The following is a 15,457-nucleotide window of genomic DNA, read 5'->3' on the forward strand; positions in this document are numbered from 1 at the left end:
GGTTTTGAATGACCTGAAACAGTGAACGCTTCTCGTTGCGTTTTGTTTCGATTTATTGATTACTTGTATTATAACAGGTTTTTTGAGAATGTAAAGGTTTTATATTATTTTTATCAAATGAATCCCAAATCTTAATTTTACATTTTTTCAACATATTCATTTCCATCTATTTCCGGTGTCCAGTTCAAATTCAAAGTGCACCGATGAAGCCTCCAATCCAATGCGCTGCCTAAGCCTAATACCGCAAATTGATTCAATTGCTCAATAACCTGGACCGGTTTTACTGTCACTTGATCGATAAACTTTGTCTGCAAACCAAAAATAAGTGTGTCAGCTCTGATATCCGCCGTTAATTTCTCAATAAAAGGTCGAATATTTTTTTCAATATATTTCCCCCTCTTATTTCGTTTTCGTATATTGATGTACATTTGTTTCAAAAAAGCTTCGACAGCTTCTTCAACCGCCGGCGCACTAAACGCCCCCGGGACCGTTATGCAATATTCCGCGTCCTTAATAGCTGCCGTTAAAGAGGGCGCTTTGCCATTCATCGCCCAAGCTTCGGTGATCATCAGCCCTGCCGGCATCGATTGATTAAATGCTTGAATAAAAATATCCGGATCCATCGTTTGTGTTAAAACCACATCCCCATATTCACAGTCCGATGTCATGCCGACCGGCATGGCCTGGGCAAAAGCCATCTTGGGATGAGCGTGAAATCCTCGAGAATAAGCCAAGGGAATTCCCGCTCTTCGAAATGCTCGCTGAAAGGCCGACTGCTGATCAAGATGGGATAAAAACCGCAGGGAGGCTCCCCGTCTAAATTTAAATCGCATGGTTATTTCGTTTTGTTGGGAATGATTCCGTTCAACCATGACATTGCCACCCTTCGTCAAATTGCATAATGCCGCAATTGGCGCAGCCTTCCCGGCAAAACGGTGTGGTTGCTTCTTTTTCTGCCCGCTTCATTTCCCTGATCAAAAAAGACTTAGTCACACCGATATCAATAAAATCCCAGGGGAGCAATTCGTCGAAGTCCCGATGCCGAAGTGCATAAAATTCTGGATCAACGTCACTGTCCTTGAAGGCCTGCCGCCATTTTGCCTCGTCAAAACATTCGTTCCAGCCATCAAAAACGCACCCTAATTCCCAGGCCCGTTTCAACGCGCGACCGACTCTTCTGTCGCCGCGCGCCATCACCGCCTCATAAAAACTGACAATCGATTCGTGCCAATTGTATTTAATTTGGCGGCTTTTAATCTCACGTTTGAGCATTTTTTGCTTATTCACAAAATCACTGATGCGATCCTGTCCAAACCACTGAAAAGGCGTGAAGGGCTTCGGCACAAAGCACGAAGTACTGACGACCACCTTGCAAGAACGGTTGCGCACTTCCTTTGGTGTTTGCGCATAACAAGCCACCACTTTTTCTGCCAGATCCGCAATACCGGCAATATCTTCCACCGTTTCTGTGGGCAATCCCATCATGAAATACAGCTTGATATGCCCCCATCCTTTTTGAAAGGCTTGCGTGACCGTACTCATCAGATCTTCTTCCGTAACGTTTTTATTGATAACATTCCGCATGCGCTGGGTCCCGCCTTCCGGCGCCAATGTAATCCCGCTTTTCCGGACTTTTTGAATCTGCTCGAGCATATCGACCGATACCGAATCAATGCGTAAAGACGGAAGCGAAATCGCAACGTGCTGATCTTCATAACGTGCGACTAAATCATCAATGAGACGATCAATCTCCGGATAATCTCCGGAAGACAGCGACAACAGTGTCATTTCATCATAGCCCGTTGTCTCAAGCAGCTGTGCTATACCGGATTCGATGCAATCCACCGACTTATCGCGGGTCGGACGATAAATCATCCCCGCCTGGCAAAAGCGGCAACCCCGGCCGCAGCCGCGGAAAAGTTCGTAGGGGATCCGATCGTGAACCGTGTCATGATAGGGCATCACCAATTTATCGGGATAATATACATGCTCCAGATCCCGGATGTAGCGTTTGGAAACCACGGCCGGCACACTGTCATCCACCGGGGTAAAAGCCGCCAAAGTGCCATCTTCATTGTAAGACGATGTGTAAAGCGCCGGCACATAAACACCTTTGATGGTCTGAGCAATATGTTTGAGCCAGTCGCGTCGCCTTTTCTTTCCATACCGGTGTTTCCACTGCTTATAATCGTCGATGATTTCCAGTGTGAGCTCTTCTCCCTCGCCAATGGCAAACACATCGATAAAATCTGCCAACGGCTCCGGATTATATACACAAGGACCCCCGGCGATAACAATCGGGTCCCCATCCCTTCGATCCTCCGATTCAACAGAGATCCCCGCCAAATCGATCATATTCAGCACGTTGGTATAGGACATTTCATATTGCAGGGTAAATCCCAAAAAATCAAAATCGGCAATAGGATCCATGGTTTCAAGCGCGAAAAGCGGCACTTGATGTGCACGCATCTGTGCCTCCATATCTGTCCAGGGAGCAAAAACCCGCTCACAAAAAACGCCCTGTTGGTCGTTCAAAAGGGCGTACAGTATTTTCATGCCAAGATGCGACATCCCAACCTCATAAGTATCCGGGAAGGCGAATGCAAATCGCACGTCCGTCGCCTTTGGATCTTTATGAATCGCATTAGCTTCGTTGCCCTGATAGGTAATCGGTTTTTGGACTCTGGGCAGAATATGTTGATCAACAAATGATTTATCTATTGTTGGATGCTTTATTGTTATCTTCCTTTTTTCCATGCCAACATGATACCTTAGGCTTTTCGCGATGTCAAAATTTTTAGTGTCTTCTCTTATTAAAGCTCATCCGCACATCTAACGCACGGTTTTCCTCATACAAAAAAGCCGAACGTAACGCCCGACTTTTAAAACTTTAATTCTTTCCTCTATTCGTTATTTTGCATAGAATGCATAAATTTCATTCAGATCATCCCGGGAAAGCGTATCCATTACGTATTGTGCATAGGCATCACCCGTCGCCCCGTCGGGCCGACCGGTCAAGACCAGTTTTTTTTCGTATTCACTGCACACCTCGATGGCCTTGGTGAGTTTTTGAGAGGCTTCATGATAGCCGATATGGTCCAAAAGCATCCCGGCCGCCTTGATAATGGATGACGGATCCGCATATTGTGCCCGGCCTTCATCAACCATCCGCGGCGCTGAGCCGTGAATAGCCTCAAACATGGCATAGTGTTTGCCGATATTGGCAGAGCCGGCCGTGCCGACACCCCCTTGAAGTTCCGCCGCTTCATCTGTGATGATATCCCCGTAAAGATTGGGCAAGACCACAACTTTAAATTGCTGGCGGCGTTTTTCATCCACCAATTTTGCCGTCATAATATCGATATACCAATCATCCCATTCCACATCGGGATAATCTTTAGCTACTGCTTTGGCTGTGTCTAAAAATTTACCGTCAGTGGTCTTAATAACATTGGCTTTTGTGACCACGGTCACTTTTTTCTTTCCGGACTTCTGTGCATAATCAAAAGCCGCGCGGATGATGCGTTCCGATCCCTGTTGGGTTGCCACAACAAAATCAATGGCCAGATCGTCGTCGATGTGAACCCCTTGTGAGCCCACGGCGTATCCCCCTTCAGTGTTTTCGCGATAAAAGGTCCAATCGATGCCCTGATCCGGGATCGACACCGGCCGCACATTGGCGAACAAATCCAGAGCCTTGCGCATAGCCACATTGGCGGATTCAATATTAGGCCATTGATCGCCTTCGCGCGGCGTTGTGGTTGGTCCCTTCAAAATAACATCACATTTTTTTAATTCCACCAACACATCGTCCGGAATGGCCTGCATGCACGCCGCACGATTTTCAATCGTCAAGCCGTCGATCGCTTTTATTTCAATACGGCCGCTTTTAATATCATCGGCCAGTAAATATTCCAACACCTTCTGTGCTTCCCTGGTAATAAAAGGGCCAATGCCGTCACCGCCGACGACACCGATCACAATATGTTCTTTTCTGGCATAATCAACGAAATCGCCTTCTGATTTCAGCCGATCAATCCGTTCTAATTGTTCTGTGAGAATTTTTCCAAAATGTTCTTTGGCCGCAGCAATTTCTTTTGAATGATCCATTCTTTCCTCCCATGCAATTATCATCGTGTCTGGTTTAGCTTTTTTATTATAGCATCCCGCATAAATATACACAATCAAAAAGACAGCATCCTCTCCGTACTTTAATTCAAAGCAAGACGAATGCTGTCAGCCACAGATGATTACATTGTCGCTACCGATGCCAGTTTTCGTCGCGACACGATTTTTCTCGGCGTATGGGCCCTCGCCAATTCGCCAATAGCCACGCCTTTATCAACCAGCGAAACGATCCAGCTTTCACCATATTTCGGCGGCGTGATTGTCAAAGGAAACATATGACGTAAAATCATATTTTCTTCCCGATCATTCAAATCATAATCGGTTTTGGCATTCTTAAGGGCTTTCTTGGGGTGAGCCATCCCATGGCACTGCCGAATTCGGTCCAGTCCCCTGCCTTCTTTTTTAACTTCCCGCCAATTATCGAAAAAGTAATCATGCAGCAATCCGCCGCGAGCCGCCGACTTAAAATCCAACCCCAACTTTTTCGAAATGACAAACGAATAATAGGCGACAGATAAACAATGCTCAAAGCGTCCCGAAGCATTCCCATGATGTGGTTCCAGCTTTAATGACTGAAAGCGTCGGCTCGTCAAAATATCAAATGTCAAATCATAAAAATCATCAAACTGCTTGCGATCGGTTATTTTAACCATCCAGTAGCACTCCTCTACCTCAATCTTTTAAATTGTATCTAAATTGTAAACTCAAACTTTGTCCATTATAGCAGGCTACCTTTACAAATTCATAAAAATCTGTATCGCTTTAGCAGAATTTAATCATTTTTTAAATAAAGAAATTTTCACATATATTCCGAATTGATGCTCAAAAAATGGCTCCGCCGAGCCGTCATCAAGCATTATCTTTTTATCAAACGAATCATATAAAAGCCGTCGCATCCATCGGTGAGCGGGCTGGTCATCCGCTCTGTCTCCGCCTCGGCAATCACATCAGATCGTTCTCGGACAACGCGTGCAATTTGACGGTTATTTTCTTCCGGATCGATCGTGCAGGTGGCATAGACCAGCTTACCGTCCGAACGCAATAAATCCAACCCATTGTTCAATAGAGTGCGCTGTGTTTGGCGGATTGCCCGGCGGTCTTCTTTTGTCCCACGATAGCGAATCTCCGGTTTGCGGCGAATCACACCATACCCCGAGCATGGCGCGTCCAGCAAGATTTTATCAAATGCGGCTTCTTCTTTCGGCGGTTGAATGCCATCCCACAATTCAGTCTTAATATTGGAAATTCCCAACCGTTTTGCCGCGTCCTCAATCAACTGAAGCCGAGAGGGATAAATATCTCTGGCAATGATCTCGCCAGCATCCGACATCAACTGCGCCAAATGCGTAGTTTTGCCGCCAGGTGCCGCACACATATCGAGAATGCGCTCGCCGGGCCGGGGATCTAAAAGCTCAGCGATCAACATGGCACCCTGATCTTGAATCGTGAGCCATCCGTCTTTAAACCAGCAGCTTTGCACCAGTTCGCTCGCCGAAATACCTTTCAAATAAAGACAATCCGAAGACAACTGACCAACTTCTACCGCCAACCCTTCTGCCTGAAGTTTCGCTGCTAAATCTTCCCTGGATAATTTAAGCGTATTGACACGCACCGAAAGCGGCGCCGGTACATTCATCTGCGCCAAAATGGCCGGCGCCGCTTCTTTCCCGTAAGCTTCAAAATAATAATGCACCACTGGCAGCGGAATAGAAAACCGCGTTGCAAGCACTTCTTTTTCGTTTCTAAATGAACCATTAGAAATATCAAATAATCGCGTTTTATTTCTGATCAGATTTCGCAAAACGCCGTTGACAAATCCCTTTGCCCTGCGGTTGACCTTTCCGCACAGCAAAACCGCTTCCGAAACCGCTGCGTAATCCGGAATGCGGTCCAGTTTTAAAATTTGATACGCGGCAATGCGAAGGATTTCTCGCGTTTCAAAATCGACCCGTTTAGGCTCTTTGATCAGCTGATCCAAACAATAATCTAAAAATATCTGATTCTGCAGCACCCCGTAAACTAAAAGTGTATATAAATTGGCATCTTCTGCGTTAAATGACAAACGGGAAAGCGTCTGCCGGATTTCCAAATTCGAAAAGGCGCCTTCCCGGTCAATTTTAAGCAGGCTTTTATAGGCCTGCTCTCTTGCATTGTTTGATGAATTCTTTTTCGGATGCATTGCGCCATTAATTCCTTCCGCGAATGAGCAACATTCTGAAAAGATTCAAGAAGGCCATCAGCGTGCTGGCGACATAGGTCATCGCTGCGGCTCCCAGCACTTTTTTCACGGCTCTTTCTTCCGACACATCGATCAACTGATACTGCTTTAACATAACCAATGCCCGATGGCTGGCATTAAATTCGACCGGTAAAGTGATGATATAAAAAACCAGAGCAACGGCGAAAAATAAAATACCGATATTCATGAGCATCAATCCCCAGCTGCTGCCATAGCGGCCGCCTAAAATAAGCCCGATGAAAAAAAGGGGCCAGGCCGCATTTGATGTGAAATTGCAAAGCGGAACAATGGCATTGCGAAACCGCAGCGGAAAATAACCCTGTCCGTCCTGGCAGGCATGCCCTGTTTCATGGGCCGCTACCGCGATTGCTGCAATACTGTCGCTTTGTCCTACGCCTGCAGACAACGCCATCGATTTATTGCGCGAATCATAATGATCCGTTAATTCACCGCTAATGCCATGAATGCTCACACGCAATTGATTTAAGGCGAGCAGTCGTTCGGCCACCTGCTGCCCTGTCATGCCGCTTCTTGCGCTTACCTTGCTGTAAGCGTTGAATGCCGACGACACCTTTGCTTGGGCAATCATCGAAATGATTAAGCCCGGAATTAAAATCAGCCAAGTCCAATCAAAAAACATTGCAAGGCCTCCTTTGCTTTCTTAAAATTTTAGGCATTATAAGCCGAAGATCTGAAAACCATCTGAATTAAGACAAAACCGTCCCCACGGCAATGGCATTGCCGCGAAAATAGTCTGTCGCCCGCATCCGGCGTTTCCCCGGCATTTGAATTTCATTCAGCTGCAAATAACCGTCGCCGGCAGTAACCACAAGCCCTTGATTTTCGTCCGCGGCAACAATGCACCCCGGCACTTCTGTCTTTTCCGCCTGCGGAAGCCGCACCGGCAAAAAACATTTGAATGTTTTGCCATCCAATGTTGTCCAGGCTCCGGGCCAGGGATCGGTGCCGTTAATACGCCGCAAAATCTGAAAGCAGCTTTGATGCCAATCGATCCTTCCGGTATTTTTATCAATCTTTTCGGCGTAGGTTGCTTTCGCCGAATCCTGTTCAATACCCTGAGCCGTTCCATTTTGGATTTGAGCCATTACATTCAGAATCAAATCGGCACCGGCTTTTGCCATCGCGTCGTGCATTTTACCGACTGTCGTTGTATCCGTAATTGGAATGATTTTTTGAGCCAGCATATCGCCGGTATCCATCCCAAGGTCCATTTTCATAATGGTCACGCCGCTTTCTGCTTTCCCATCGATAATCGCGTGATGAATCGGCGCTGCGCCGCGATATTCCGGCAGCAAAGATCCGTGAATATTCAGGCATCCATAGGTTGGAATATCCAATACTTCCTGCGATAAAATCTGGCCGTAGGCCGCAACGACAAAAAAATCCGGCCGCATTGATTTTAAATAATCAATCGCTGATGCATTTCTGATTTTTTCCGGCTGATAAACAGAAAGTCCAAGCTCCAGGGCTCGTTGTTTCATCGGCAACGCTCGCATTTTTTTCCCACGACCGTTTGGGCGGTCCGGCTGACACACAACCGCAACAACTTCGTAATCGCTGTCTGTCAGCCGATTGAGCATCGGAACCGCAAAATCTGTGGTTCCCATCACCACGACGCGGCTACGCATCGTCTTCTCCGATCTTGCCTTCTTTTGCCAGACGTTTTTCCTGTTCTGCAATCATAACCTCTGCTTTTTCTACCGGAATTTTTTTATCGATAAACACTTCCCCCTTCAAATGATCGAGCTCATGGCAAATCGCCCGCGCCAGAAGCATATGACCCTTGACTTCACAACGCTGCCCTTCCAGGTTTGTAAACCGTGCCGTCACATATTCCGGTCTCTCGACATAGCCCGCTTCATCCGGGAAACTCAAACATCCTTCGGAATCCACAATCGAACCGGACTGGCTGACGATTTCCGGATTGATCATCGTGATAGGCCCCTGCCCCACATCGATCACCACCAGCTGTCTCAAAACGCCAACCTGGGGAGCCGCCAAGCCGACGCCATCATCGTCATACATGGTTTCAAGCATATCGGCGGCCAATGTTTTAATACGATCGTTAATTTCTGTGATCTCCCGCGCCCGTTTGCGCAAAATGGGATCATCATAATATCTTAATTTTCTAATTGCCATCTTATCTCCTTTCACTATTTATACTGGATCCATCATCATTGCAATTTTTGACGGCAGCTTTTCAAGATGACCGCCTCGGATCAGTTTTTGAATATACTGCGAGACCATCCTAATGTTTTGGGTCTTAACAATAATACGAGCCATTGCCTGCTGGTTTTCCACCATGACATTCATCTTAACCGGACGGTAAACCATTGTTTGCCGATGCCGATCTAATTTTCGGAGCCAATGATAAAGCATCCAGCTGTCCTTTTCCACTTGTTTTGCTTCTTTCCCAAAAATTTTAAAGAAAATCAAATGGCCGAAAGGCGGATATGCCATAGCCTTGCGATACCTTATTTCCGATTGATAAAAATCGCGGTACTCTTCGCTTGCCAGCGCTCGCACCAAATCCTGATCCGGATCATAAGTTTGCAATAAAGCGTTGCCATCCCCCATACTAAAAAAAGCAACGTATTGCTGGTAGGCTCGCTCCGGGGCATTGTATTCCCGTTGATTCAAATCCACATCAATCAAAACAGCCGCACTCAAGCCAACCTCCGGATAATCAGACACATTCAATAAAGCGTGTGTGCCAACGACGATTCGATACGCCTTATCGGTCAGATCCTGTTTCACAGCCGTCATCCCCGATGCTTCAAGCCTCTGAGCATCCAATTTGAGAACCGGATACGCCGGCCAACGCCTTTTAATCTCCTCCACGACCTGATCAATCCCCAACCCCATGGGCCGATACCGACGCCCACCACAGGAGGGACACGTGTCGGGCATCGACCATTGTCTTCCACAGGTCGAGCATATTAACTGTCCGTGGGTGTCCGTCTTCAAAGGCCTTTCACAATCAGGACAGCGCGCCACATGGCCACAATCCCGACAGAATACATACGTCTCATAACCCAATCGATTGTGCATGATAAGCACATTTTTACCGCGCTCGAGGGTTTCCGTCACAGCCTGCGCCAACGCGTGGCTGATAAAATTCAAATTGCCTGCATGCATTTCATCCTGCATGTTTATAATTTTCAAATGATACTTCGATTCAAAAGACGATTCAGAAATCAGCCGCATCCGATGCGTCATAATGCGATGGGTCGCGTCCACAGAAGGAACCGTGTCGCTCACAATAAGCGACGTCTTTAAGAGCGTCATATATTTTTCCGCAAGAATCCGTGTATGATAATGGGGTTCCCCGCTCGAAACATAACTGCTATTTGATTCTTCGTCCATGATAATCCATTTTAAATGCCGATAGGGTAAAAATAATGCAGCTCTTGTTCCGACGATAAAACGAAACCGTTCTTCCCGCACATCGTCAAATGCGCGCCGCCGCCTGCTCTGTGAAAGCTCTCCGTGATAAAAAAGAACCCCAGCTCGCACATTGGGCGACAGCATTTCATAAAACTGCTCCAGCAAATATTTATTCGGAAGCAACAATAAACCCGTTTCTTTCGCTCTTAAATCCATGGCCAATATTAAAAACATCTGCCATTTCTCGCATTTGTTTTGATGGTAAAAAAAGATCGGAAACCGCTGATTGGTTCCCGTATTCTCCTCAAGGCTATATTTCAGTTTTTTTAAACTCGGAGACGTTTTAATTGAAATGGGGCTTTCAAAAGAATTTTCACCGACCACTTGGTCTTGCTCCATCTGTAATTCCTGGCGGTTAACTTTTTCTACCCAGCCTTTTTGGCATAAACTTCTCAGCGAGGAAGAAACATTCCCCAATTGCTGCTTTAAATCTCTGGCCGTTAATGGCTGTTTTGCTAATAAAGCCATGATGCTTTTCATGATTTTGCCGCGGGAGATTGCCTGCGACCCTTCTGACGTCAATCGGTACCATTTTTCCGGATCTGTGTAGACATCGAAAAACTTTTCACGTGTCCCGTCGAGATTTCGTCGCATCTTTATCTGAACTTTAACCGGGTTGGTAAATAAACTCAGCGCATCGTAAAATAAACAATGATAATAACCAACCAGCCATCGGCAAAGCTTCAACTGCTTGCCATTTAACACCGGACGATCATCGATAATGGCTTCAATAGCGCGAAAATGCCCCTTGAATTCAGATGCTTTCGATACGGCGACGACAAAGCCCTCCGTTCGTCTGGCTCCTTTTCCAAAAGGGACCACCACGCGAACACCCGGCTTTACCCGTGATTGCCATCGCTCAGGAATTACATAATCATAAGGATGATCGAGCCGTTTATTGGTCTGACGCAAATAAATGGCTGCAAAACTCAACAAAGTGCTCCTTTACGCTTCAGTATCGTCTTGGGCGAGATCCGCAGTTGAAGGAGCCTCATTCTCTTCCGCTTTCGCAAACAGTGCTTCCGCCCCTTCTAAAGTTGCTCCCACTATTTCATTCTGCGAATGGCTGATGATTCTCACTTCGTCTTCTGCAATTTCCTCAGTCGCTACAGAGATCGGATTGTCAACGATCACTTTAACCAATGGATCTTCTCCGCCCACTAATTCTCTGGCTCGTTTTGCCGTTGCGATACACAATTCGTATTTATTCTGTGCTTTGTCAATCAAATCATTTAAAGGCGGATAGCGAAGGCCACTGGCTTCTTTTCCGTAATAAGTTTTACTGCTCATCATCTACTCCTTCTATCATCTGTTTGATACGCGGCCATTGGGTTTTCGCCAAACAATGCTGTGCATCTATAATGTGTAAAAACTGGCGCGTCGCTTTTTCCAAATCGTCATTCGTCACGATATAATCGTATTGATCTGCCAAAGATAACTCTTTTAAAGCATTTGCAAGGCGTAATACCACTTGTTCCGGCGATTCTGACTGACGGCCGATTAAACGTTGTTTTAATTCTTCAAGGGAAGGCGGCGCGATAAAAATATAAACGCCATAACCCAATGATTCTTTTATTTGCAAAGCTCCCTGCACGTCGATTTCCAAAATCACATCTGTTCCCTGATTAAGAAGCTGCTCAACATAGGCTTTGGGAGTTCCATAATAATGGTCATGCACACGGGCATACTCTAAAAATGCGTCCTCGGAAATTCTTTCTTCAAATGTGGTCTGATCTAAAAAGAAATAGTTAACTCCATCCTTTTCTCCGGAACGTGGCGCTCTTGTTGTCGCCGAAACCGAAAGTTTTAAATTCGAATTTTGCGCCATTGCCGTCCGACAAACGGTTCCCTTCCCAACGCCGGAGGGTCCTGACATCACAATCAGACTCCCTCTTTGGCCTTCTGCTTTGGACATTTCCTTGAATCATCACCTTTCATCTCTATTTTTTCAAAACTAAACTTTTATCTTACTCGATATTTTGAATTTGTTCTCGAATTTTTTCAATTTCACTTTTCACATCCACAACAGCATCCGAAATACGGATATCCGTTGCCTTGGATCCAATCGTATTGGCTTCACGATTCATTTCCTGAATCAAAAAATCCAGTTTTCGGCCAATGGCGCCTTCGCTCTTGATCATTTTCGTCATGCGTATCAGATGACTATCCAAACGCGTTAGTTCTTCGGATATATCCAGCTTGTCTGCCATAACGGCAACTTCCGTCAACAGTCGATTCTCATCCACCGACGCATCACCCAGGAACGCCGCTACTTTTTCATGAATTTGTCTCCGGTACGTCGTTAGCATCTGCGGTGCTTGTTCACGAATCACTTGAACATGGTTTTGAATGATTGCGATGCGATGCTGAATATCTGCCTGAAGGGCCAGCCCCTCTTGTTTCCGGCTTGCCGACACTTGAGCGAGTGCACCATCTAAAACCGGTTTGAGTGCTTGCCAATTGGCCACGTCATCGCCTGCCGCCTCTGAAACGGTAATGATATCTGGGAAACGCGCAATCAAATCAATATTAATTTCATCCGAAATCATGGCGTCCATTGTCTTAATTGTATTGAGGGTTTTAATGTATTCGCATGCCAACGCCTTGTTCAAGGCGATCTGCTTTTGCTGAGAATCAAAATCTTCAAATTGAATGCAGATTTCGATGCGGCCGCGTGTTATATAGTGTGCCGCCTCATCTCGAATTTTGGTCTCCAATGACTTTAATATCGGCGGAACTTTCACAAAAAAATCTTTATACCGGTGATTAACGGTTCTGATCTCGACACAAATAGCCCGCTGATCATCGCGATTGTCATGACGACCGAATCCTGTCATGCTTTTCATTGAAGCGCCTCCACATCAACCGATCCTTCGTACACCGTTTGTGCGGGACCCGTCATCCATACGTGACTGCCGTCTAATTCAACGCTTAAAATCCCGCCGGACAATTGCGCTTCCACAGCTGTATCAACCTTTCCTAAACGATGGAGCACGGCCACAGTGGCACAGGTTCCAGTGCCGCAGGCCAGCGTTCTGCCATCTCCACGTTCCCAGGTATCCATCCGAATATGATTTGTGTCTTTTACTTCAGCAAAGCTGATATTGCAGTTTTCTGGAAACATGGCGTGCTTTTCATAGTAAGGGCCAATGGCTTCAATCGGTGTTTGGTCAAAGTCTCCTGTCAGCACGACCATGTGCGGATTCCCCATGGATGCACAGCCATAACTATAGGTGACGCCGTCCCAATCAAAATGGGCCCCTATCACTTCTTCTTTCTTCGAAATAACGGGAATCTTTTGAGCCGAAAAAACCACATTTCCCATATCGACACGAATCGTCGATTCCGCCGGTGTCCTTTTTAATAGCTCAATGCCGATTCTTCCCGCGCGCGAGGCAATCGTAAATTGTGTTTTTTTTACAATCTGCCGATCGGTGACATACTTGGCCAAACAACGCATGCCGTTGCCGCACATCTGGGCGATGGTGCCATCTGCGTTATAATAATCCATAAACGCAGCATCCTCATTCGAAGGCTCAACCAAAATCAAACCGTCGGCACCAATTCCCTTGTGGCGGTCACATAACTGCGCGATTTGTTTCTGAGAAAACATCATGCTTTTATCGAGATTGTTAACAACGATAAAGTCATTGCCGGCGCCGTGCATCTTCAAAAATTTCATCCATCATTCCCTTTCTACTATCGTTTTATGATAACTAAAACACATTGAAAAAACAAGCATCAACGGGTAAAATGTAGTTTATTCTTTTTAGAGATCGACCTGTCAACAAATTTGAGAATGGAGTATATTATGGCCTTTGACGGTATTGTCACCTATCATTTAATACAAGAATTATCACATCAGCTTCTCGGCGGGCATATCCGTAAAATTCACCAACCGGAAAATGATGAAATCCACCTGAGCATCAACCGCGGCAAAACAAATTATGTCTTGTTGATGTCCGCCAACGCCAATCAGCCTCGCGTGCATCTGACCAACAAAAAGAAAAAAAATCCAAATACACCGCCGAGTTTTTGCATGGCCCTTCGCAAACATCTGATCAACGGACGCATTGAAGCCATCCGCCAGCACGAAAGCGACCGCGTTATCCTTTTAGATATTGCGACAAAAAATGAATTTGGCGATCCGGTGATCAAATCCCTCATTGCCGAAATCACGGGACGTCACGCCAATATTATTTTAACCAAAACAGAAGCAGACGCTCTTGTTATCATCGATTGCCTCAAAAAGATCGGTTCTTCATCCAATCGATATCGGCAAATTCTTCCGGGGCTTCCCTATAAGTTTCCGCCGGAAACGGGGCGACAAAATTATTTCAACTGCAAAACAGATGCCGATTTAGACGCCTGGCTGCTTAAACATCCCCACGAATCTCTGTCTCACGCTTTAGTTCAGGGCTTTTTAGGCGTCAGTCCCAATTTGGCTCGAGAAATTTGTTTTCGCTCCGGTTTGTCAGAAGACCAGTCCACGGACGCCCTCTCGTCCAAAAACAGCAATGCTTTTCACCGCTCCTTTTTAGAGATTCATCAGGAAATCACCGCTCAGTCTTCTCCTTGCCTTTATTATTTCAACCATCAGATTCGGGATTTTGCCACTCTTTCGCTGCATTATTTGCAGAGCCTTGACCGCCAGCCGGCGGACTCCGTATCAAATCTGCTCGAACGGTTTTATTATCAGAAAGATAAAAAAAATCGTTTTGATACCAAAAGCGCCAACCTGAAGCATCAGCTCAATATTTTGTTTAAGAAGAATACAAAAAAACTGCAGAATCTCCACAAGGATTATCAAAATTCTCAAAAGGATGAAAAAAGCAAACTCTACGGCGATTTGATCACCGCCAATATTTATCAAATCGAAAAGGGAATGAAAAGCGTCACATTGTCTAATTATTACGATCCGGAACTCCCGTCGGTTACCATCCCACTGAAAGTGAATGAGGCCCCATCGCAAAATGCTCAGCGTTTTTATAAAAAATACAATAAGGCCAAGCGCGCACAAATTCAAGTGACCGAGCAGATCCAAAAGACCGAAAACACAGTTTATTATTTGGAAAGTCTTCTCAATGCCTTGGAACACTGCACCGAGCCCGAGGAATTAGACGAAATTCGTCATGAAGTTATTCACTCTGAATTCGGCAATCAAAAAAATAAAGGCAAAAAAGATAAAAGGCCAATTTCTTCCCACCCGCTGCACTTTCGATCGTCAGAGGGCTTCGATATTTTGGTTGGCAAAAACAATTACCAAAACGATGCCATCTCCACCCGACTGGGTAGCGATGAGGATTGTTGGCTCCACGTAAAAGATATTCCCGGCTCTCATGTTTTGATCATTGCCAACGGCCGCTTTATCACCGAGCAAACCCTCCTGGAAGCCGGCGCGCTGGCCGCCTGGTACAGCAAAGCCAAAAACAGCTCCAATGTCCCTGTCGATTATGTCGAATACCGTTATGTCCATAAACCCAACAAAGCAAAACCTGGAATGGTCGTTTTCACCAATCAAAATACTATGTATATAACGCCCAAGCGCGAAATTATCGACCAAATTGAAACGGTCACCAAAGCATAAATGTCAAAAGAGGCTAAACTCTAATATTGTACCGA

14 protein-coding genes are annotated in these 15,457 nt (G+C 45.8%); 1 reads left to right on the forward strand and 13 read right to left on the reverse strand.

Translation table 11 applies throughout. The features are described 5' to 3' along the window. Window positions 1-137 precede the first annotated feature (137 nt). From HMPREF0721_RS03555 to dapF, 13 genes are all read right to left on the reverse strand, one after another. Window positions 138-872, reverse strand: coding sequence for a TIGR03936 family radical SAM-associated protein (locus HMPREF0721_RS03555; RefSeq protein ID WP_006598189.1), 735 nt, complete (start codon window positions 870-872; stop codon window positions 138-140). Beyond that, on the reverse strand, window positions 865-2,757 hold the full coding sequence (locus HMPREF0721_RS03560) for a TIGR03960 family B12-binding radical SAM protein (RefSeq protein WP_006598190.1): 1,893 nt from the start codon (window positions 2,755-2,757) through the stop codon (window positions 865-867). Before HMPREF0721_RS03560 ends, HMPREF0721_RS03555 begins: the two co-directional genes overlap by 8 nt. A gap of 153 nt (window positions 2,758-2,910) precedes the next feature. Then, complete coding sequence (locus tag HMPREF0721_RS03565; RefSeq protein WP_040639886.1) at window positions 2,911-4,110, reverse strand: isocitrate/isopropylmalate family dehydrogenase; 1,200 nt, start codon at window positions 4,108-4,110, stop codon at window positions 2,911-2,913. Between the two features lie 140 nt (window positions 4,111-4,250). Further along, window positions 4,251-4,781 (reverse strand): HD domain-containing protein, encoded by a 531-nt coding sequence (locus HMPREF0721_RS03570; protein ID WP_006598192.1) that lies wholly within the window; start codon window positions 4,779-4,781, stop codon window positions 4,251-4,253. A 203-nt stretch (window positions 4,782-4,984) separates the two neighbouring features. Continuing rightward, window positions 4,985-6,307 carry a 16S rRNA (cytosine(967)-C(5))-methyltransferase RsmB gene (rsmB, locus tag HMPREF0721_RS03575; RefSeq protein WP_006598193.1) on the reverse strand — a complete coding sequence of 441 codons (1,323 nt, stop codon included), beginning with the start codon at window positions 6,305-6,307 and terminating at the stop codon, window positions 4,985-4,987. Window positions 6,308-6,314: 7 nt separating this feature from the next. Then, window positions 6,315-7,007, reverse strand: coding sequence for a zinc metallopeptidase (locus HMPREF0721_RS03580; protein ID WP_006598194.1), 693 nt, complete (start codon window positions 7,005-7,007; stop codon window positions 6,315-6,317). A gap of 67 nt (window positions 7,008-7,074) precedes the next feature. Next, entirely contained in the window at window positions 7,075-8,016 is a 942-nt protein-coding gene (gene fmt, locus HMPREF0721_RS03585) for a methionyl-tRNA formyltransferase (protein WP_006598195.1), read from the reverse strand. Beyond that, on the reverse strand, window positions 8,009-8,527 hold the full coding sequence (gene def / locus HMPREF0721_RS03590) for a peptide deformylase (RefSeq protein ID WP_006598196.1): 519 nt from the start codon (window positions 8,525-8,527) through the stop codon (window positions 8,009-8,011). The genes fmt and def overlap by 8 nt, the downstream gene beginning before the upstream one ends. An 18-nt stretch (window positions 8,528-8,545) precedes the next feature. Continuing rightward, window positions 8,546-10,768: a replication restart helicase PriA gene (priA, locus tag HMPREF0721_RS03595; RefSeq protein WP_040639887.1), complete on the reverse strand. Its 2,223-nt coding sequence runs from the start codon at window positions 10,766-10,768 to the stop codon at window positions 8,546-8,548. A 12-nt stretch (window positions 10,769-10,780) separates the two neighbouring features. Then, the gene (rpoZ, locus tag HMPREF0721_RS03600) at window positions 10,781-11,128 is read right to left on the reverse strand and encodes a DNA-directed RNA polymerase subunit omega (protein ID WP_006598198.1); all 348 of its coding nucleotides are present in this window, start codon (window positions 11,126-11,128) and stop codon (window positions 10,781-10,783) included. Beyond that, entirely contained in the window at window positions 11,115-11,750 is a 636-nt protein-coding gene (gene gmk, locus HMPREF0721_RS03605; protein ID WP_006598199.1) for a guanylate kinase, read from the reverse strand. The genes rpoZ and gmk overlap by 14 nt, the downstream gene beginning before the upstream one ends. Before the next feature lie 52 nt (window positions 11,751-11,802). Continuing rightward, entirely contained in the window at window positions 11,803-12,681 is an 879-nt protein-coding gene (locus HMPREF0721_RS03610) for a YicC/YloC family endoribonuclease (RefSeq protein ID WP_006598200.1), read from the reverse strand. After that, window positions 12,678-13,517: a diaminopimelate epimerase gene (dapF, locus tag HMPREF0721_RS03615; protein ID WP_006598201.1), complete on the reverse strand. Its 840-nt coding sequence runs from the start codon at window positions 13,515-13,517 to the stop codon at window positions 12,678-12,680. The genes HMPREF0721_RS03610 and dapF overlap by 4 nt, the downstream gene beginning before the upstream one ends. A gap of 129 nt (window positions 13,518-13,646) precedes the next feature. Between dapF and HMPREF0721_RS03620 the strand changes: the two genes are divergently transcribed. Continuing rightward, window positions 13,647-15,422, forward strand: coding sequence for an Rqc2 family fibronectin-binding protein (locus HMPREF0721_RS03620; RefSeq protein ID WP_040639888.1), 1,776 nt, complete (start codon window positions 13,647-13,649; stop codon window positions 15,420-15,422). The last annotated feature ends 35 nt before the right edge of the window (window positions 15,423-15,457 follow it).

It is taken from the genome of Pseudoramibacter alactolyticus ATCC 23263 (assembly GCF_000185505.1).
GTDB lineage: Bacteria > Bacillota > Clostridia > Eubacteriales > Eubacteriaceae > Pseudoramibacter > Pseudoramibacter alactolyticus.